We start from the raw sequence: 19,316 nt of genomic DNA on the forward strand, positions 1-19,316 counted from the left end.
ATTTATGTTCAGCGTCCGGCCATTAGCCCGGCTTTGACGAGAGTTCAGAGCCTGAGGTATGAGTCGCCTGCAACGCACCCTTAAGGGTACTCATCACCATGTCATGCAGCAGCTTGCGGCGTACTCCCTTGCTTGCGTGGGGCTCCCCAACCCAGGCTGGCAGTTGGTTGAGGAGGGACACGATGCCGCTCAAGGTGGCACGCCGGGTGGCACTGGTCGGTTTACCGGTGAGCTGCTCTATAGTTTCCACCAGGTGCTCCTCGTAGCGTCGGCGCAGGGTCAGGATCAAGGCATGCTGTTCGCTGCTCAGGCAATGGAGGTCGTACTCTGCCAGGCGGAAATGCGCCCCCATGCGCTCGTGTAGCAGGAGGTGCGCCTCAAGCAGGCCGTGCAGTCGTACCGCCGGTGCGGATTTGCGGCGATTCACCAGGCTGGCGCCGTGAAGCAACTGTTCGTAGAGTTCCTCGATCAGCTCGAACAGCAGTGCTTCCTTGCTATCGATGTGGTTGTAAATGGAGCCGACATTGATCCCCAGATAAGTGGCGAGGTCGCGCATGCTTACCCGGCTGAAGCCACACCTGGCGAACAGCTCGAGTGCCTTGTGGCGGGTTTCCAGGTAGCGCGAGTGGTGCCCTTGTTCGACAGGTACCGCCATCACCTTCATACCCGAAACTGCCCCAACAGCCGATTCAGCTGACCCGCCAGTTGGCCCAGTTCCTGGCTGGCCTCGTTGGACCGGCCTGCTGCCTGGGCATTTTCGTGGGCCAGCGAAGCTGCACGGGTGACATTCTGGTTGATGTCCTCGACCACATGGGACTGCTCCAGGGTGGCGCTGGCGATCGAGGCGTTCAGTTCGGTGAGATTGCGCAGTGCGCTGAGAATCTGGTGCAGGCTTTCACCGGTTCGGCGGGCCTGTTCGACGGTTTGTTGAGCGGCTTGGCTGCTGGTATTGATGACCTTCACCGCCGCTTTCGAGTTGCCCTGCAGGCGCTCGATCATGCCTTGGATCTGCGCGATGGACTGCTGAGTGCGCTGGGCCAGCAGGCGCACTTCGTCTGCTACCACGGCGAAGCCGCGGCCCTGTTCGCCAGCGCGCGCCGCCTCAATGGCGGCATTCAGCGCCAACAGGTTGGTCTGCTCGGCGATGGCGCGAATGACTTCCAGCACACTGCCGATCTGGGTGCTTTCCTGGGCCAGGCTCTGGATCACCTCGACAGCCTGGCCGATGGTCTCGGACAACTGGTCGATCTGGCTCAGGCTGTTGTCAATATTGTGCTGGCCCTGGCGTGCCTGCTCATCGGCCTGGCGTACTTCGTTGGCGGCGTGTTCGGCGTTCTTCGCCACTTCCTGCACGGCGTAAGAAACCTCATGGATGGCGGTGGCCACCAGTTCCATCTGCTGGGACTGTTGCTGGCTGTGGCGCTGGCTATCGCTGGCAATCTCAGCGAGTGATTGCGAGGCTTGGTCCAGGCTGCCGGCGGTCTGCATAGATTGGCCGATCACAGTGCGTAGCTTGTTGGTGAATACGTTGAAGTGGCCGTTGAGGGCAGTCAGCTCGTCGCGCCAGCGGCTGTCCAGGTTGCGGGTCAGGTCGGCATCGCCGCTGGCGATGTTCTGCATGGCATCGACCGCTTGCGCCAGTGGTGAGGCGATGCTGCGGGCAATCAGCAGGATCAGCGAGCTGAGGAGCAGGGTGATCATTATCAGGATGACGAAGGTGTGTACCAGCTGGCGGCGGAACTCGACTTGCACGTCGTCAATGTAGATACCCGAGCCGACGATCCAGCCCCAGGGCTTGAACAGTTCGACGTAGGAAACCTTCTCCACCGGCGCTTCGGAACCCGGCTTGGGCCAGCGGTAACTCACCAGGCCTGAGCCGTCGCGTTTCGCCACGGCAACCATCTCGTCAAAGAGCGCCTTGCCATCAGGGTCGAGGGTGCCAGCCATGCGCTTGCCTTCAAGCTTGGCATTGGGATGCAGGATCATGCGCGTATCGAGGTCTTCGAGCCAGAAGTACTCCCCGTGGTCATAGCGCAGATCGCGTATTACCGCGATAGCCTGCTGCTGCGCCTGTTCCCGACTGAGCCCGTGTTCTTCCTGGTTTTGGAAGTGGCGCAGGATGCCGCTGGCCGTCTCGACCACGTGACGGGTTTTCAGCGCCTTGGCTGCATAGAGGTTGTCATAGTTCTGCTTGAGCATCATGCCGGCGAGAGTCAGCAGCATCAGGATGGACGTCAGCAGGATCAACCACAGTCGGCGGTTGATGGGAATATTGCGCAAGCGGGGCATGGGCAACTCCACAAGGAGGGGCAGAAAAGTGGGCGGCCGGACGCGGCGGGCGCATCCGGACGGGGGGACTCAGAGCGCGTAGTGGGCCAGCTCGCGGGCGATCAACAGGCGTTGGACCTCGCTGGTGCCTTCGTAGATCTGGGTGATGCGTGCATCGCGGTAGTAACGCTCCACCGGGTAATCCTCCAGGTAGCCGTAGCCGCCATGGATTTGCATGGCGTTGGAGCACACGCGCTCGGCCATTTCCGAGGCGAACAGCTTGGCCTGCGAGGCTTCTGACAGACACGGTTGCCCGGCGCTTTTCAGGCGTGCGGCATGCAGCACCAGCAGTCGGGTGGCATTGAGCCGGGTGTGCATATCGGCGAGCAAGTTGGATACGCTTTGGTGTTCGATGATCGGCTTGCCGAATTGGACCCGTTCGCGGGCATACCCCAGCGCGGCCTCGAAAGCGGCGCGGGCGATGCCCAAGGCCTGGGCGGCGATACCAATGCGACCACCTTCCAGGTTGGACAGGGCAATGGCCAGGCCCTTGCCGCGTTCGCCCAACAGGTTCGCCTCGGGGATCGTGCAGTTGTTCAGGGTCACCGCGCAGGTATCCGAGGCCTTGATCCCCATTTTGTGCTCACGGCGGTCAACCACGAAACCAGGGTTGTCGGTCGGTACCAGGAAGGCCGACAGCCCCTTCTTGCCCCGTTCCGGATCGGTGACGGCGAAAACGATGGCCAGCTTGGCGCGCTCGCCGTTACTGACGAACTGCTTGGCACCGTTGAGCAGCCACTGCCCATCATGCAGTTCGGCGCGGGTGCGCAGGTTGTGTGCTTCGGTGCCGGCCTGCGGCTCAGTCAAGCAGAAGCAGCCTATGGCCTGGCCGCTGGCTAGAAGCGGCAACCAGTCGTCTTGCTGAGTCGGGCTGCCATATTTCAGCAGGGGGCCACAGCCCACTGAATTGTGGATGCTCATCAATGCGCCGAGGGCACCGTCGCCAGCCGAGATTTCCTCCACGGCCAGGGCGTAGGCCACATAGTCGGTGTAGCTGCCACCCCAAGTGTCCGGCACTACCATGCCCAGCAGGCCCAGTTCACCCATCTGCGCCACCACGGCGTCATCGATCCAGCCGGCCTTCTCCCAGGCTTGGGCATGCGGGCCGACTTCGCTGCGGGCAAAGTCGCGCGCCATGTCGCGGATCATGCGTTGTTCTTCGGTCAATTCGATATCGTGCATTGCAGTGTCTCCTGCCGATCAGGCGGTGCGAAGAGGGTTGGCGGAGGCCGGGCGGAAGCCGCTGAAAAAGGATTGCACCCGCGGTGGTGCCAGTTCCGCCAGGGTTGGCGGGTTCCAGCGCGGAGTTTTGTCCTTGTCGATGATCAAGGCGCGCACGCCCTCCATCAGATCGCCTTTGTCGAACCACTGATAGTCCAGGTGCAATTCCAGGGCAAAGCAGTCGGCCAGGCTCAGGTAACGGCCGCGGCGCAGCAACTCCAGGGTCACGGCCATCGCCAGAGGCGAGCGGCTGTCGAGCAGCTTGACCGTTTGTTCGGCCCAGTCGCGTAACTCAGGACGCTGCTCGCGCTGCAGGGCGGTGCGTATGGCCGGCACATCGGGCAGGGCGAAATATTCATCGATCACCTGGCGATAGGCCTTGAGCTCCGCCCCCGCTATACGCTCGGTGGCCATGCCGCCGAGCAGGTCTTGCAGGTCTTGGTCCGGCGCACCGGTCCAGTTCAACTGATCCAGCGCGGCATCCAGTTCGGCCAGTTGCTCACTGGGCAGGCAGTAGTCAGCCAGGTTGGCATAGAGGGCATCGGCGGCACGTACCTGGCAGCCTGTGACCCCCAGATAGATACCCAGCTCACCCGGAAGGCGCGGCAGGAAATAGCTGCCGCCGACATCGGGGAAAAAGCCGATGCCGACTTCCGGCATACCCATCCGCGTGCGCTCGTTGATCACCCGTAACGAGGCGGCCTGGGCCAGGCCCATGCCGCCGCCGAGGACGAAACCATCGAGCAGCGCAAGCACCGGTTTGGAATAGCCATGCAGGTACTCATCCAGGGCGTACTCTTCCTCGAGAAACAGCTCGTGCAGGTTGTCGCCGGCCTTGTGACTGTCGTACAGCATGCGGATGTCGCCACCGGCACAGAAGGCTTTTTCCCCGGCGCCACGAAGGGTCACGGCGACGATCTCCGGGTCCTGTTCCCAGACCCAAAGGTACCGGCACAACAGTGTCACCATGGGCAGGTCCAGGGTGTTCAACGCGCTTGGTCGATTCAGCGTCAGGTGGCCGATGCGGTTGCGCACACTGGCCAGCACCGGGGCTTGCTGCTCGCTCATGCTTTTGCTTCTCCACGAAACAGTTTGATGATGGCGGAGAAGTCCAGACCGCCATTACCTTGCAGGCTGAAGGTCTGGTACAGCTGCTGGGCGGCAGCACCGAGCACCACCGGCTGACGCACATGTTTCGCTGCTTCGGTGGCGAGGCCGAGGTCCTTGAGCATCAGGTCGGTACCAAAGCCGCCACTGTAACCACGCGAGGCCGGAGCGTTTTCCAGCACGCCCGGGAACGGATTGTTGATCTCCGAGCTCCAGCAGCGACCGGTGGAGGTGCCGATGACACCGGCCAGCACCTTGGCGTCCATGCCCAGGGCCACACCCAGGGCCATGGCCTCGGCGACGCCGACCATGGAGATGCCGAGCAGCATGTTGTTGGCGATCTTGGCCACTTGGCCGTTACCTGCTGCGCCGCAGTGCACGATGTTCCTGCCCATGGCCGAGAGGATTGGCAGGGCCTGGTCGAATACGCTGACCGGGCCGCCGACCATAAAGGTCAGGGTGCCTGCCGTCGCGCCACCGGTGCCGCCGGATACCGGCGCGTCGAGCATCGGGTTGCCTTGGGCAAGGGCGAATTTGGCCACTTCGCGGGCACTGAGCGGGTCAATGGTCGAACTGTCGATCAACAGCACGCCCTGGCCAATATTGGCCAACAGGCCTTCCTTGCCGCGATAGACCTGCTTCACATGGTCGGCGGTCGGCAACATGGTGATGATCACCTCAACCTTGGCTTTGGCCACAGCGGCGGGTGAGTCAGCGGCGCTGGCACCGGCCTCCACCAGGGCGGCGACCGCCTGCGGGAAAGGATCGAAAACGGTCAGGCTGTGTCCAGCCTTGAGCAGGTTGCGGGCCATTGGGCCGCCCATGTTGCCGAGGCCGAGAAATCCGATATGCATGATGACTACCTTTTGCGAGTGGGGATCAGCGGTGCAGGAAATTCGGCACGCGCTTTTCGACGAAGGCTTGCATGCCTTCCTTTTGGTCGTGGCCGGCAAACAGCGAATGGAACAGCCGGCGCTCGAAACGTATGCCTTCGCTGAGGCTTATTTCTTCAGCGCGGTTGACGCATTCCTTGATCATCATGGCCGCCGGCAGCGACTTGCCGGCAATGCCGCGGGCGACTTCCAGGGTCCGATCCAGCAACTCCGCGACGGGGAAAACACGGGCCACCAGGTTGGCGCGCTCAGCTTCCTCGGCGCCGAGCTGGCGGCCAGTCAGGCACAGCTCCATGGCTTTGGACTTGCCAACGGCGCGGCTCAGGCGCTGGGTGCCACCGATCCCGGGAATCACTCCCAGGTTCAGTTCCGGAAGACCGAAGCGGGCGTTATCGGCGGCGTAGATGAAGTCGCACATCAGCGCCAACTCGCAGCCGCCACCCAAGGCATAACCGGCTACTGCGGCAATCATTGGCTTGCGCCGGGCGCCAATGCGGTCGGCGGCGGCGAAGAAATCATCCAGGTAGATCTGCGGATAACCCAGCGCGGCCATCTCTTTGATGTCAGCGCCGGCGGCAAAGGCCTTGGTCGATCCGGTGATGACCATGCAGCCGACTTCGGGGTCGGCCTCCAGGCGGTGCAGAGCCAGGTTCAGCTCGGCGATCAACTGACTGTTCAGCGCGTTGAGCGCCTGCGGCCGGTTGAGCGTAATCAGGCCAACGCGCTGTTGCACATCAACCGTTAGTGTCTGGTATTCCATCGTTCAGCTCCTGGCCGGCCGACGCTGGGCGCCGGCCGGAAGAGATCATTTAAGGGTGATGGTGGTGTTCACCGAGCCGCCGGTGTCATCCTCGTCGAACCAGCGCTGGGTGACCGTCTTGGTCTGGGTGTAGAAGGTCACCACTTGTTTGCCGTAGGGGCCCAGGTCACCGAGTTTGGAGGCGCGCGAGCCGGAGAACGAGAACAGCGGGACCGGTACCGGGATCGGCACGTTGATGCCTACCTGGCCGACGTCGATTTCTTCCTGGAAGTGACGGGCCGCAGCGCCGGAGCGGGTGAACAGGGCAGTACCGTTGCCATTCGGGTTGGCGTTGATGATCTCGATCGCTTCGCTCAGGCTGGCGGCGTGCATGACGCACAGCACCGGGCCGAAGATTTCTTCGCGGTACACGGACATTTGTGCAGTGACGCCGGAGAAGATGGTCGGGCCGACGAAGTTGCCGTCCTGGTAGCCAGGCACACTTGGGTTGCGTCCATCCAGTTCGAGCCTGGCGCCTTCTTCGATGCCGCTGGCGATCAGGCTGTTGACGCGATCCAGAGCCGCGCAGGAGATCACAGGGCCGATGTCGGTGCCAGGTTCGGTGCCGCCATTGATCTTGAGGGTTTTGGTCCGCTCGATCAGGTCCGGCAACCAGGTCTGCGCTTCACCCACCAGAATGACCACCGGCAGGGCCATGCAGCGCTGACCGGCGGCGCCGAAGGAGGCGCCCAGCAGGTTGTTCAACGTCTGCTGCTTGTTGGCATCGGGCAGGACGATGGCGTGGTTCTTCGCGCCCATCATGCACTGTGCGCGTTTGCCGTTCTGGGTAGCGCGGTTGTAGACGTGTGTGCCGACCTTGGTCGAACCGACGAAGGACACGGCCTTGATGTCCGGGTGGTCGCAGATCAGGTTCACCGCGTCGACGCCACCGTGGATGACGTTGAGCACTCCCTTCGGTACACCGGCCTCCAGGGCCAGTTCGACCAGGCGCATGGTCACCAGCGGATCTTGCTCGGACGGCTTGAGGATGAAGGTGTTGCCGGTGGCGATGGCCATCGGGAACATCCACAACGGGATCATCGCCGGGAAGTTGAACGGGGTGATGCCGGCGCACACGCCCAGCGGCTGCATCAAGGTGTAGGTGTCGACGCCATTGGCGACGTTGTTGGCCAACTCACCCATCTGCAGATTGCCAATGGAGGCGGCGTGCTCGACCACCTCCAGACCGCGGAACACATCACCTTCGGCATCCGGCAGGGTTTTGCCCTGTTCAGCGGTGAGCAGGGCGGCCAGTTCCTTGATGTTTTCGCGGATCAGTTGCTGGTATTTGAAGAAGATCCGGGAGCGGGCACCGATCGGAGTCTTGCGCCAGGTCTTGAAGGCTTCCTTGGCGCTGGCCACGGCGGCGTTCATTTCTTCGGCGGTGGCGAAGGGCACGCGGGCCAGGACTTCCTGGGTAGCCGGGTTGATCACGTCGCGCCACTGAGTGCTACGCGATTCGACGAATTCGCCGTTGATGAGAAGCTTGACGCTAGGAATGCTGGAGGAGGTCATTTTCGGGTCCTGTCTACTTTCTTTGAGTCGAGTGAGGCCCCTCGGCCTGGTTGGCCGAGCGGTCGCGTTTGAATTCAGAATGGCCGGCTTACCGGCCCAGGTTTCAGCCCTTGAGGTGCGGGAAGTCTTCTTCGAAGTATTCCTGCGGGCCTCGTGCATCGCTCTGGCGGCGCTGCACTTCCATTTGCCGCAGTTCTACCCGGCGGATCTTGCCGGAGATGGTCTTGGGCAGTTCGCTGACGAATTCGATACGTCGCACCCGCTTGTAGGGCGCCAGGTGCTCGCGGGCGAAGGCGAGGATGTTGGCGGCGAGTTCGTAGCTGCCCGGAGCGTCATGGGCCAGGATCAGATAGGCCTTGGGCACTGCCAGGCGCACCGGATCAGGGCTCGGCACCACGGCCACTTCCATCACCGCCGGGTGTTCGATCAGCGCGCTTTCCAGTTCGAAAGGGCTGATGCGGTAGTCGGAAGCCTTGAACACGTCATCGGCACGGCCGACGAAGGTGATGTAGCCCTCTTCATCGATCTGTGCGGTATCGCCGGTGCGGTAGTAACCGTCGCGCATCACTTCGGCGGTTTTTTCCGGGCTGTCCTCGTAGCACAACATTAGGCCGAGCGGACGCACGTCCAGCGGCAGGGCTACTTCTCCCTCGTTGCCGGGTACGCCGTCGGGGTCAAGCATGGTCACCCTGTAGCCCGGCAGCGGACGGCCCATGGAGCCGGGTTTGAGCAGTTGGCCGGGTGTGTTACCGACCAGAGCGGTGGTTTCCGACTGACCGAAACCATCACGCAGCGGCAAGTCCCAGGCATGCAGGATCTGCTCGATGATCTCCGGGTTGAGCGGTTCACCGGCGCCCACCAGTTCACGCAGTTTCAAGCGCTCCTTGTAACTGGCCAGGTCTTCCTGGATCAGCATGCGCCAGACGGTGGGTGGGGCGCACAGGCTGGTGACACCGTAGCGCTCCAGCGCGCCGAGCAGGGCCGGAGCGCTGAAGCGCGCGACGTTGTGGATGAAGATGCAGGCGCCGGCGTTCCACGGTGCGAAGAGGCAGCTCCAGGCATGTTTGGCCCAGCCCGGTGACGAGATGTTCAAGTGCAGGTCACCCGGCTGCAGGCCGATCCAATACATGGTCGACAGGTGGCCGACCGGGTAGCTCTGGTGACTGTGCAGCACCATCTTCGGTTTGGAGGTGGTGCCGGATGTGAAGTACAGCAGCATCGGGTCAGTGGCCAGGGTGAGGCCCTCGACTTCGAACCGCTCGGAATATTCGCTGGCGGCGCTGTATGGGGTCCAGTCGGCGGGGGCCGGACCGACGCAGATGCGACTGCAGCCTTCACCCAGGCCGACGAACTTGTCGACATGGGCATTGCCGACCACCAGGTGGCGAACCTGGCCGCGCTCGATGCGGTCGCGCAGGTCATCCGGGGTCAACAGGGCGGTGGCGGGAATGACCACGGCGCCGATTTTGAAGGCAGCCAGCATGGTTTCCCACAGGGCGACGTCGTTGCCGAGCATCAGCAGGATGCGTTCGCCACGGCGCACGCCAAGGGCACGCAAGTGGTTGGCCACCTGATTGGAGCGCGAGGCCAATTGCTGGAAGCTGTAGCGCTGTTCGCTGCCGTCTTCTTCGACGATCCACAGGGCGTTGGCCTGGTTGCCCTCGGCCATGGCATCGAAGTAATCCAGTGCCCAGTTGAACTCGTTCAGTTGCGGCCAGCGGAAGTCACGCACGGCAGTGGCGTAGTCGGTACGGTGGGCCAGCAGGAAGTCTCGAGCGGCGAGGAACGGTTGGCAGTTGCTGTTCATTGGAGTCTCCATCGATCGTGGTGACGATCGGCGCGGGTACAGGTACGGGATGGTCAGGCGGCGAAGGGAGCTTCGCTGCGGGCAGCAATGCGTACGAGACGCGTGCAGGTACCTGAGAGCGGGGAGACGGCGGCAAGCATGGATGTCTTCACGGTGTATGCCCTTGTTTGTTTTTGTTGGGTCTGGCGCGGTTCATGACCAGGCGCTTGAGCCCAGTATATGCATGCAAAAATCAATTAAAAATGCTCATAAAAACCGGTGCGTTGTGCAAAAAAATCATAGAGGTGGCGCGTTGGATTGGGGGGCCACTCGCACTCTCAGGCGATGCGAGCGGCCCCCCGTCTGGCGGGGGGATTTACCAGAGCGCCAGGGTATAGCTGAGGATCAGGCGGTTTTCATCCAGATCGCTGCCGAAATTGGTCGAGCGCACCGTCGCGTTACGCCACTTCAGCCCGACATTCTTCAACGGTCCGCTCTGCACGACATAACCAATGTCGGTATCCCGTTCCCATTCCTTGCCTTCCGGACGATTGCCGCCCAGATCGATATTGTCGCCGGTGAGGTAGCGGGTCATGAAGGTCAGGCCCGGAACGCCAATGGCCGCAAAGTTGTAGTCGTAGCGCGCCTGCCAGGACTTTTCGTCCTTACTGGCGAAGTCGCCGATCTGCACGAAGTTCACCAAAAAGGCATCGGTGCCGTTGACGTAGGCGTAGCCGGTGTCGCCGCTCATGCCTTGATAACCCAGGCCCAACGCATGCCCGCCAAGGTTGTAGGTGAACATTGCGCCGATGGCGTTGTTATCGACATTGCTGCCGCCATCATCCGTGGAGCGGGCGAAGCGTAGATCCGTCTTCAGCGACTGGCCCGTCGTCACCGGCAACACATAGGTCAGGTTGACCAAATGCTGGCTGTAGAAATTGTCGAGATGGCCGTAGCTGTAGCCGGTGGCGAGGTTGCTGGTCCATTTGTAGTTCAGGCTGGCGAAATCGAAGCTGTCGCTGTCGAGATGACGGCTGGTGATGCCCTTGGCGCCGGTGCGGGTGATGCCCATGTCCTCGTAGTCCGAGGAGTCGCGCTGATTGACCTGCGTCAGTCGCCCGGCATCCAGGGTCAGGCCTTCGAGCTCCAGCGAGGTCAACTGACCGCCCTTGAAGGTTTGTGGCAACAGCCGTGAGTCGTTGGCCAATACCGTCGGCAGTTTCGGCAGCAGCGTGCCGAGTTTCAGCGTGCTTTTCGAGGCACGCACTTTGGCGGTCAGGCCCAGTTCGCCGTACTCGTCCTGCGCACCTTTGCTCGTGTCGCGGTGGCGTTTGAGCAGGCCGGAGCCTGCGCGATCCGGGCTGGAATCGAGCTTGACGCCGAGCAGGCCGATGGCATCGAAGCCGACACCGATCAACCCTTCGGTGAAGCCCGATTCATAGCGCAGCAGGAAACCCTGGGCCCATTCCTCTTGTTTGGATTGGGCGGCGTTGTCCTGGCGATAGTCGCGGTTGAAGTAAAAGTTGCGCAGCTCAAGGCTGGCCTTGCTGTCTGCGAGGAAGTCCGCGTGGACCTGGGTGGCAACGCTGCTGCCGGCCAGGAGCAGGGTGAAAAGGGTAGGTTTCATTGCTTGCCTCTTGTTGTTATAAGCAAGCCGTTCCCGCACTGGCCGGGGCCGGTGGAGGGAAGACTCGTTGGAGGTGCCCTGCGCCGGGCGGCGCAGGGCGGGAGTAAAAAAACGCGACGCTAAGGGGCGAACTCGCGCTCGGGGCATAGACCCCGGAAAGCTGCAGCGTTAGTGACTACTGGCCATTGCAGCGCCCAGGCCAGTCTGGGCGCGGACGAACTGATCGGCATAGGCAGCGCGCTCGCGGTCGGCGCGCTCGCTACGGTCCAGTTTGGACGCCACCACGATGACCAGGAAGGCCAAAGGCATGGAGAACAGCGCCGGTTGGTCGTAGGGGAAGATTGCCTGGGCATGGCCCAATACGCCGACCCACACTGACGGTGAGCAGACCACCAGGGCCAGTGCGCTGATCAGGCCGGTCAGGCCGCCATAAAGGGCGCCGCGGGTGGTCAGGCCGCCCCAGTACATGGACATGATCAGTACCGGGAAATTCGCCGAGGCAGCGATGCCGAACGTCAGGCCGACCAGGAAGGCGATGTTCTGGCCCTCGAACAGAATGCCAAGGGAAATCGCAACGATGCCCAGGCAGACGGTGGCAATGCGCGACACGCGCATTTCCTTTTTCTCGTCGGCGCGGCCCTTCTTCAATACCGAAGCATAAAGGTCATGTGAGATGGCCGAGGCACCCGCCAGGGCCAGACCGGACACGACGGCGAGAATGGTGGCGAAAGCCACGGCGGAGAGGAATCCGAGAAACAGGTTGCCGCCCACCGCTTTAGCCAGATGCATGGCAACCATATTGCCGCCGCCGATCATGGCGCCGCCGAGCTTGCCGTCGACATAGTACTGCGGGTCTGTGCCGACGATGACGATGGCGGTGTAGCCCAGGATGCAGACCACCAGGAAGAAGAAGCCGATGAACACCGTGGCGAATAGCACCGATTTGCGCGCTTCCTTTGCATTGGGCACGGTGAAGAAGCGCATCAGAATGTGCGGCAGGCCGGCGATGCCGAAGACCAGTCCGAGGGACAGTGACACCGCGTTGATCGGGTCGGCCAGCAAGGTGCCCGGGCCCATAATCTGCACGCCGCTGGCATGCACCGCCACGGCTTGGGCGGCCAGCGTCTCGAAGCTGAAGCCGAAACGGCTCAGGGCCATCAGCATCAGGGTCGTGCCGCCGGCCAGCAGCAGGACCGCCTTGGTGATCTGCACCCATGTGGTGGCGAGCATGCCGCCGAAGATCACGTAGACCAGCATCAGCAGGCCAACCACCACCACCGCCGTGCGATAGTCGAGGCCGAACAGCAGCTTGATCAACTGGCCAGCACCGACCATCTGCACCACCAGGTAGCAACACACCACCGTCAGCGAACCGAGGGCGGCGAAGCTGCGCACGCGAGTCTGATCCAGGCGGAAGGAGACGATGTCGGCGAATGTATAGCGGCCCAGATTGCGCAGGCGCTCGGCCATCAGGAAGGTGACGATGGGCCAGCCGACGAAGAAGCCAATGATATAGATGAAGCCGTCATAGCCCTTGGCGAACACCAGGCTCGAGAGGCCCAGCAAAGTGGCCGCCGACATGTAGTCACCGGCGATCGCCAGGCCATTCTGAAAGCCCGTGATACCGCCGCCGGCACTGTAGAAGTCGGCAGCGGAGCGCGTGCGACGGGACGCCCACCAAGTGATCAGCAAAGTGGCGAGGACGAAGATGAAGAACATGCCGATGGCATGCACATTGAGCGGTTGCTTCTCCGCGGTGATGGGTGCGGCGTTAGCCAATAGGGGGCTGAGGGCGAGAAGGGCGAGTAGGCGTTTCATGCGCGGGTCTCCTGGAGGATCTGCGCGCTGAGCGCGTCAAAGCGGGTGTTGGCGGTGTTCACGTACCAGGCGGTAAGTAGCCAGGACAGCAGGATAATTGCCACGCCGACCGGCATGCCGAGGCTGAGGTGACTGCCGTCGTACAGTGGCAGGTGCAACCAGGCAGGTGCGAAGGCCACTACCATGATGAAACTGTAATAGACAGCCAGGACTGCGCCGCTCAGTGACCAAGCCAGGAACGCGCGCTGGCGGGTGAGTCGCTGGAACTTGGGATTGGCCCTGACCTGGGCGCAGGTCTGGGCGTGGTTCGGATGATCAATCGTCATAGTGAGGCTCCGCTTTTAATTGTTGTTGTTTTCCGGCCTTTTGAGGGGCGTACGGGTACCCGGGCGACGTCCCGAAGCGGAGCGTCACCTGAATGCTGCTGGAGTCGTTGCTGCCCTGGCGATCTTCCGGAGGCAAGGGTTGAAATGGCAGGTGTGGCGCCGACAGGAAACCCGCCGTATTAGCCCTCGGCGGGCGCGATGGTGGCAGTGATTGCGCTGTCGCGCAGCCGCCTGTTTTCGGCTTGAAAGCAGTGTTTTTTACCCTGCATTCATGCCGTTAGCCCTGGTTGAAATCGGGGCTTTTCCGGTTGAGAAACGATGCTGGTCAAACCAGGCTGAATGCGAGTATATGTTGGCTAATTTCCAATATGTATTGGCAGAAAAGCCTGATGAATATGCAAAAAAGCACAACGCAAAGTCACGTGAATTGGGACGATATGCGTTTCTTTCTCGAGGTCGCCCGTGCACGCACCGCGAGTGGCGCAGCGCGCCGTTTGGGGGTGGACTACACCACGGTGTCGCGGCGCATCCGCGCCCTTGAGCAAAGCCTTGGCGCACTGCTTTTCGAGAAGTCCCGAGCGTCGGGTTTCGTCATGACTATCGAGGGGCAGCGCCTGGTCAGTCACGCCGAAACTCTGGAAAGTACGCTGCTGGCAGCCTGCGAGCAGGTTTCCGGAACCACCGGGGGGCTCGCCGGGCACCTGCGTATCGGCTGTACCGAAGCTTTCGGCTCCTGTTTCGTCACCACGCAGATGAGCCACTTCATCATCCACTATCCGCATATCTCCGTAGACATCCTGCCGGTCCCGCACTTCGTCAATCTGTCACGGCGCGAGGCAGACATCGCCATCACCCTGGAGCGGCCTGAGCGCGGTCCGTACGTGTGCTCGCGGCTGTGCGACTACCGTCTGCGTCTGTATGCGACACCGGAGTACCTGGCCAATCATTCGCCGATTGCCAGCCGCGAGGACCTGGCCGGTCACCCATTCGTGACCTATGTCGAGGATCTGGCCTTCAGCTTCAAGCTGCTCTACCTGAACGACCTGCTGCCCGGCGCGCACAGCCGCCTGCGCAGCACCAGCGTAGTTTCCCAGTACCATGCGGCGCTGGAAGGGCGCGCGCTGGCCATCCTGCCCTGCTTCCTCGCCGGTCCCGACCCGCGCCTGTGCGAAGTGCTACCGGATCAGGTGGAGGTCACTCGACAGTTCTGGATGTACTACAGCGAGGACCTGCGCAAGCTCAAGCGGATTACTTTGGTAGCCGACTACCTGCGCGCCTGCGCGGATCTCAATCGCCCGCTGCTGATGGGCGAGTCGCAAGCGATGGCCTACTTGCCATCGCCCTGAGGTTGCTACTCTGATCAGCGGTTCACCCTAAAATAATAAAAACAGGTGTCTCCATGCGTCTCGACCATGCGTTGTTAACCGATGTCAGCGGCAAGCCGCTACGCCAGCAACACAAAATCTTTTCAACCGAGTGGGATGAAATCAGCGACTGGTCGGATCGCGTTTACATGCCCTATCGTGTGGCCCCCATCGGGCATGCCATCAAGCCGCACGCAACCATGCATTCGTCCAGGATTGGCGAGTTGACGCTGACTCGTTTTGCCTATGGAGTCGCCGTGAGCGTCGATGAATTTTCGCCCGAGGCGGGGAATGCGTTACTGCTTACGACCGTTCGCGGCAATGCCCGGCACTGGGCTCAACGTTCGGTCACCGAGGATACGGCAGTAGGTGAATCCTTCATTGCCAATTGCAGTCGTGTCGATTACCGGATCGACCTCGACCCGGATCACCTGCAACTGAATCTGACCATTCCTCATGCGGTTTTGGAACGGATGGCGCAGCAGTGGTTTGGGTTCGTGCCCGATGATCAGTTCTGGAGACACAAGTGCGTCATCGGCGGAGTCGGTTCGAGCTGGCTAAGCCTGCTGGAGTACACGATTCGTTGCGTGGCCGAGGCTTCCGAACACATGGCTGAAGGACGTCTGGGGGCTCATCTGGAGCAAAGTCTTTGCGTTCATCTATTGCGAGAGTGGGCTGGCCGCGCCGAGCAAGCAGGGCTTGATTTCAATAGTCCAATGAACCGGATTGCACCGCGTTATGTCAGGGCCGCTGAAGAGTTCATGAGTGCCAACGCAGCGAACCTGCCGACGATGACAGAGGTTGCCAGTGCCGTCGGGACCAGTGTGCGGGCATTGAGTGGAGCCTTCTCGCGTTTTCGCGGCATGACGCCCGGCGCGTTCTTGCGCGAGCAGCGGTTGCAGGGTGTGCGCCGCGATTTATTGGCAACGGATCCGGAGTCGGGTACGACTGTTTCCACCATCGCCTTTCGGTGGGGTTATCTAAACCTGGGTGAATTTGCGGGAATCTATCGCAAGCGTTTCAGTGAATTACCCTCCCAAACCTTGCAGCGCCGACTGCGCTAGCGATGCGAGGCAGGAAAGGGCACCGAGAGTGACGTCTAACTCACTCTCGGTGCCCAGGAAGCCAACCTCTTGCTAGGTCAGAACACCCACAACAGCCGTAGGTTTACCCGCTGCTTTTCCTTGAAACCGTTGTCGACCGATACGTCCTGGCCGTAATTGAGCAGGGCCTGGAACGTCGGGGTCATCCAGTACGATCCCCCGACACGGTACTTGCTGGTGTTGGGTTCATCGTTCTGATCCTGACCGTCAACGCGCGTCTCACCACCCCAGAGTTGAGACGCGCCGACATGCACCGACAGCTTGGGTGTCACGGCGTATCTCAGGTAGGTCTGGGCTTGCCATAGAGGCTTCTGTCGCAACGTCAGGCCTTGACTCGTGAGGTCATCATTTTTGCCAAACAGGGTTACATCGGCGGTGAGGTCCAGCGACAACTTTTCAGTGAGGCCGGTCACATAGCCTGTCTGCAACGTCATCTTCCAACGATTTTCGCCTAGGTTGAGTGCATCGTTTCGATCATAGTTGCCGGTCGGCACGAACAGGTAGGGCGCTATACCCCAATATTGGTTCTTCGCCGGATCATTCACGAGCCAGAGGGTGGACGCCAGGACCAAGTCGCCCACGCCATTGGTTTGTCCCAACGAGTCGTTATCGCGTGTTCCTTCCAGGCGTCCGAATGGCAACAGGAACTGCGTATTGATTGTGTAGTCACCCAACTGCTGGTAATTCGCGACGCGCAATATGCCGATATCCGAGTCGAGTCCCGCTTTGATCGCAACCTTGTGACCGTTACCGTAAAGCGACCGCCGTTCGGCATGCTGGAGGTAAAGCAAGCCGATATTGCTGCCGGCTGGAAGCGCAGCGGCGTATTCGCCGGCGTCCACATCGACGGCTTCGGCGTTGCCCACCAGAGTCGCCAACAGGAGGCCGGCACTGATTGTTGACGTGCCAAATGCGCATTCTGTGGATCGAGCGCGCGCAGGGGTACGTGTGGAGATCTCCATGAGTCACCTGTTTTGTTTTTGTTGTTTTCGGAGAAGGGGATAGTTTTCTTGCGCCATCGCCTGGAGCCCTTGGAGGGCTCTCATGCGAATCGAATCAGGTCCGGATTCAGATGGTCAGATTGCGGTAGGCCGCCGTTTCGAAATCCAGATAACCGTTGGTCGAAACAGGGTCTACGAAGGGCAATATTTGAGTGGCCCAAAAACCACCGATGCCATTCTTGCGATCGATCCAATAGAAAAGATTGGCCAATCCAGCCCACGCCAAAGAGCCCGCAGGACGGCCGGTGGGTGCGTCTTGTTCGTTGATCATGAAACTCAACGCCCATGACTTTGGCATGCCGGGGAAGAATTCCGCCGTGTGGGAAATACTCGGAATCACGCAGGGAAGTGCTTTTATTTTCAGGTTGTCGAGCCCGTTTTTTTCAGCGAAACGAATCGTCTCAGGCTTCAGAATGGGTCCGTGATCACCTTGTCCATCGTTTAACCAGGCCCGGATGAACAGGCAATAATCCTTCACTGTCGAGAACAGACCATGGCCTCCCATGTGCACTTCTGGTTCCTCTGGAAGGAGGGAACCCTCGACTGCGGTCAGCGATCCATCTTCTTCACGCTGATGCATTCCAGCCCGTCGCTGGAGCATCGATGCGGTCATGCTAAAGGCGGTATCGGTCATGCCCAGCGGCTCAAAAATACGTTGTTGCATGACTTCACCCAGACGTTTGCCGGTAATGGCCTCGACCACCAGACCGGCCCAATCCATGCTGGAACCGTATTCCCACTGTTCACCAGGCTCAAACAGCAAGGGCGTCATGAGTGCCGCCAACGATCCACTGATGATGCTGGGTTGGCGTCCTTCCTGGACTAGCCTGTTGTAGTTTTCGTTAAAGAATTCATAACCCAGACCTGCTGTATGAAGCAGAAGCATCCGCGTGGTGATGTGTTTTTTGGGCGCGCGAAGCCGCGGGGTGCCGTCGGTGTCAAACCCTTCGAGCACCTTGAGTTCGCCGATCATCGGCACATAGTTCCTGGCAGGCGCATCGAGATCCAGTAGGCCGTCCTCGACCAACTGAAGCACCGCCGTGGCGGTTATCGCTTTAGTCGTCGAAAACATGGCGAAAACACTGTCGGTCGTCATTGCACCGGCTTGACCGAGCGTCCGTTGACCTGAAGCACCTTCGTAGAGCAAACCGTCGCGCCCGGTTATTGCTGCGACTACGCCTGGGACGCGCTGCGGTCCAGCGGTGACGGTATCGAGCAAGTGGTTGAGTGATGATGTAAACACTGGATTCATTATTCTTATTCTCCTTACACCCGACCCATAGTCCGCTCGGCTAGAGCCTATGGCGGGGTGTGCAGTGGCAGGACTGACTGGACCGACGTGAAGCGATGAACGTCGGTCAGTGGAGAGTAAGAAGATAAAATTAAAGCGTCTGTCGGCTGCCGGCAGAGGGTGTCGGAATCAGGCAGTTATTTAAGTGCCGCGCAGGTGGGCTTGATAGACAGTTTCCGACAAGCACCGGCAACCCATAACGACTGATAGGGAAGTACAACAGACTCAGTTGCAAAGCCTGTCGTACTACTGAGTTCATTTGGACTCGGTATCAGGGTTGAAGGTTGGAACGCAATGGCGAACGCATCTATGCCATTCGCTCCAGTTGTGCCTGCCGTCTTTATTGGCTGGAGCGAATGGCCCCTCCATCAATCAACAGGTTCTGCCCGGTCAGGTAGCCCGCATGGCTGCTGCAAACGAAGGCACACAGAGCCCCGAACTCCTCGGGTGAGCCGAAGCGTTTGGCAGGAATTTCCCTACGACATTCGCCGAGGAATGCCTCACTGTCTTGCCCCGACTCTTCAGCCGCAGCGACCAGGTTGTCACGCAGTCGATCGGTGTCGAATGAGCCCGGTTGCAGGTTGTTGATCGTCACATTCCGACTGGCGATGTTGTCTTGCCGTGCAAGCCCTGCGATAAATCCCGTCAGACCACTGCGCGCGCCATTGGAAAGACCCAGGCTTTCGATCGGGGACTTCACGGCACTCGACGTGATGTTGATGATTCGGCCAAATCCGCGGGTCGCCATGCCGTCGACCGTTGCCTTGATCAACTCGATAGGGGTGAGCATGTTGGTATGCAATGCCTTCAGCCAGGCGTCGCGGTCCCATTCGCGGAAATCCCCGGGAGGAGGGCCTCCAGCGTTGTTGATCAAAATATCGAAATGCTCATGGGCCATGAGGGCGGCCGCGCGACCCTCGGGCGTTGAAATGTCTCCGGCTACGGCGATGACCGTCACTTCAGGATTTATCGCTCTGAGCTGACAGGCTGTTTCATTCAGCGTCTGTTCGCCTCGGGCGGTGATCACCACGTTCACGCCTTCGCTGACGAGTGCCTGTGCGCAGGCTTTACCCAGTCCTTTGCTGGCCGCGCACACCAGCGCCCAGCGTCCTGCTATTCCAAGATTCATGCGTGTTT

Annotated in this window: 16 protein-coding genes; 2 read left to right on the forward strand and 14 right to left on the reverse strand. The window is 60.8% G+C overall.

The features are described from left to right. Positions 1–22 precede the first annotated feature (22 nt). The 11 genes from IB252_RS08790 to IB252_RS08840 all read right to left on the reverse strand — a co-directional run bounded on the left by IB252_RS08790 (position 23) and on the right by IB252_RS08840 (position 13,420). Positions 23–664, reverse strand: a complete 642-nt coding sequence (locus IB252_RS08790; RefSeq protein ID WP_192408223.1) for a TetR/AcrR family transcriptional regulator — start codon at positions 662–664, stop codon at positions 23–25. Next, positions 661–2,289: a methyl-accepting chemotaxis protein gene (locus tag IB252_RS08795; protein ID WP_192408224.1), complete on the reverse strand. Its 1,629-nt coding sequence runs from the start codon at positions 2,287–2,289 to the stop codon at positions 661–663. Before IB252_RS08795 ends, IB252_RS08790 begins: the two co-directional genes overlap by 4 nt. Before the next feature lie 69 nt (positions 2,290–2,358). Further along, positions 2,359–3,510, reverse strand: coding sequence for an acyl-CoA dehydrogenase family protein (locus IB252_RS08800; protein ID WP_192408225.1), 1,152 nt, complete (start codon positions 3,508–3,510; stop codon positions 2,359–2,361). 18 nt (positions 3,511–3,528) lie between these two features. Beyond that, positions 3,529–4,617 (reverse strand): enoyl-CoA hydratase/isomerase family protein, encoded by a 1,089-nt coding sequence (locus tag IB252_RS08805; RefSeq protein ID WP_192408226.1) that lies wholly within the window; start codon positions 4,615–4,617, stop codon positions 3,529–3,531. Continuing rightward, on the reverse strand, positions 4,614–5,510 hold the full coding sequence (gene mmsB / locus IB252_RS08810) for a 3-hydroxyisobutyrate dehydrogenase (protein WP_008066845.1): 897 nt from the start codon (positions 5,508–5,510) through the stop codon (positions 4,614–4,616). The genes IB252_RS08805 and mmsB overlap by 4 nt, the downstream gene beginning before the upstream one ends. Positions 5,511–5,535: 25 nt before the next feature. Then, positions 5,536–6,309 carry an enoyl-CoA hydratase gene (locus IB252_RS08815; protein ID WP_192408227.1) on the reverse strand — a complete coding sequence of 258 codons (774 nt, stop codon included), beginning with the start codon at positions 6,307–6,309 and terminating at the stop codon, positions 5,536–5,538. Positions 6,310–6,354: 45 nt separating this feature from the next. Beyond that, complete coding sequence (locus IB252_RS08820) at positions 6,355–7,863, reverse strand: CoA-acylating methylmalonate-semialdehyde dehydrogenase (RefSeq protein WP_192408228.1); 1,509 nt, start codon at positions 7,861–7,863, stop codon at positions 6,355–6,357. A gap of 103 nt (positions 7,864–7,966) precedes the next feature. Then, positions 7,967–9,670 (reverse strand): AMP-binding protein, encoded by a 1,704-nt coding sequence (locus IB252_RS08825; RefSeq protein WP_192408229.1) that lies wholly within the window; start codon positions 9,668–9,670, stop codon positions 7,967–7,969. Between the two features lie 355 nt (positions 9,671–10,025). Further along, positions 10,026–11,276, reverse strand: a complete 1,251-nt coding sequence (locus tag IB252_RS08830; protein ID WP_192408230.1) for an OprD family porin — start codon at positions 11,274–11,276, stop codon at positions 10,026–10,028. Positions 11,277–11,444: 168 nt separating this feature from the next. Then, the gene (locus IB252_RS08835) at positions 11,445–13,094 is read right to left on the reverse strand and encodes a cation acetate symporter (RefSeq protein ID WP_192408231.1); all 1,650 of its coding nucleotides are present in this window, start codon (positions 13,092–13,094) and stop codon (positions 11,445–11,447) included. Continuing rightward, entirely contained in the window at positions 13,091–13,420 is a 330-nt protein-coding gene (locus IB252_RS08840) for a DUF485 domain-containing protein (protein WP_111449570.1), read from the reverse strand. Before IB252_RS08840 ends, IB252_RS08835 begins: the two co-directional genes overlap by 4 nt. Before the next feature lie 395 nt (positions 13,421–13,815). Between IB252_RS08840 and IB252_RS08845 the strand changes: the two genes are divergently transcribed. After that, positions 13,816–14,766 (forward strand): LysR family transcriptional regulator, encoded by a 951-nt coding sequence (locus IB252_RS08845; protein ID WP_207250588.1) that lies wholly within the window; start codon positions 13,816–13,818, stop codon positions 14,764–14,766. Positions 14,767–14,819: 53 nt separating this feature from the next. Next, positions 14,820–15,848, forward strand: a complete 1,029-nt coding sequence (locus IB252_RS08850; RefSeq protein ID WP_192408232.1) for an AraC family transcriptional regulator — start codon at positions 14,820–14,822, stop codon at positions 15,846–15,848. Between the two features lie 77 nt (positions 15,849–15,925). On the opposite strand, the gene IB252_RS08855 is transcribed toward IB252_RS08850, so the two are convergent. The 3 genes from IB252_RS08855 to IB252_RS08865 all read right to left on the reverse strand — a co-directional run bounded on the left by IB252_RS08855 (position 15,926) and on the right by IB252_RS08865 (position 19,308). Then, entirely contained in the window at positions 15,926–16,753 is an 828-nt protein-coding gene (locus IB252_RS08855) for a transporter (protein ID WP_318652715.1), read from the reverse strand. A 202-nt stretch (positions 16,754–16,955) separates the two neighbouring features. Beyond that, positions 16,956–18,140, reverse strand: a complete 1,185-nt coding sequence (locus IB252_RS08860) for a serine hydrolase domain-containing protein (RefSeq protein ID WP_192408234.1) — start codon at positions 18,138–18,140, stop codon at positions 16,956–16,958. 379 nt (positions 18,141–18,519) lie between these two features. Next, positions 18,520–19,308 carry an SDR family oxidoreductase gene (locus IB252_RS08865; RefSeq protein WP_192408235.1) on the reverse strand — a complete coding sequence of 263 codons (789 nt, stop codon included), beginning with the start codon at positions 19,306–19,308 and terminating at the stop codon, positions 18,520–18,522. Between the last annotated feature and the right edge of the window lie 8 nt (positions 19,309–19,316).

This window comes from Pseudomonas sp. PDM10, from assembly GCF_014852295.1.
Classification (GTDB): domain Bacteria; phylum Pseudomonadota; class Gammaproteobacteria; order Pseudomonadales; family Pseudomonadaceae; genus Aquipseudomonas.

Bases quoted from the DNA above. Each gene is read 5' to 3' on its own strand.
- IB252_RS08790 (WP_192408223.1), bottom strand. From the start codon at position 664: ATGAAGGTGATGGCGGTACCTGTCGAACAAGGGCACCACTCGCGCTAC.
- IB252_RS08795 (WP_192408224.1), bottom strand. From the start codon at position 2,289: ATGCCCCGCTTGCGCAATATTCCCATCAACCGCCGACTGTGGTTGATC.
- IB252_RS08835 (WP_192408231.1), bottom strand. From the start codon at position 13,094: ATGAAACGCCTACTCGCCCTTCTCGCCCTCAGCCCCCTATTGGCTAAC.
- mmsB (WP_008066845.1), bottom strand. From the start codon at position 5,510: ATGCATATCGGATTTCTCGGCCTCGGCAACATGGGCGGCCCAATGGCC.
- IB252_RS08800 (WP_192408225.1), bottom strand. From the start codon at position 3,510: ATGCACGATATCGAATTGACCGAAGAACAACGCATGATCCGCGACATG.
- IB252_RS08805 (WP_192408226.1), bottom strand. From the start codon at position 4,617: ATGAGCGAGCAGCAAGCCCCGGTGCTGGCCAGTGTGCGCAACCGCATC.
- IB252_RS08845 (WP_207250588.1), top strand. From the start codon at position 13,816: ATGCAAAAAAGCACAACGCAAAGTCACGTGAATTGGGACGATATGCGT.
- IB252_RS08840 (WP_111449570.1), bottom strand. From the start codon at position 13,420: ATGACGATTGATCATCCGAACCACGCCCAGACCTGCGCCCAGGTCAGG.
- IB252_RS08830 (WP_192408230.1), bottom strand. From the start codon at position 11,276: ATGAAACCTACCCTTTTCACCCTGCTCCTGGCCGGCAGCAGCGTTGCC.
- IB252_RS08825 (WP_192408229.1), bottom strand. From the start codon at position 9,670: ATGAACAGCAACTGCCAACCGTTCCTCGCCGCTCGAGACTTCCTGCTG.
- IB252_RS08815 (WP_192408227.1), bottom strand. From the start codon at position 6,309: ATGGAATACCAGACACTAACGGTTGATGTGCAACAGCGCGTTGGCCTG.
- IB252_RS08820 (WP_192408228.1), bottom strand. From the start codon at position 7,863: ATGACCTCCTCCAGCATTCCTAGCGTCAAGCTTCTCATCAACGGCGAA.
- IB252_RS08860 (WP_192408234.1), bottom strand. From the start codon at position 18,140: ATGAATCCAGTGTTTACATCATCACTCAACCACTTGCTCGATACCGTC.
- IB252_RS08850 (WP_192408232.1), top strand. From the start codon at position 14,820: ATGCGTCTCGACCATGCGTTGTTAACCGATGTCAGCGGCAAGCCGCTA.
- IB252_RS08865 (WP_192408235.1), bottom strand. From the start codon at position 19,308: ATGAATCTTGGAATAGCAGGACGCTGGGCGCTGGTGTGCGCGGCCAGC.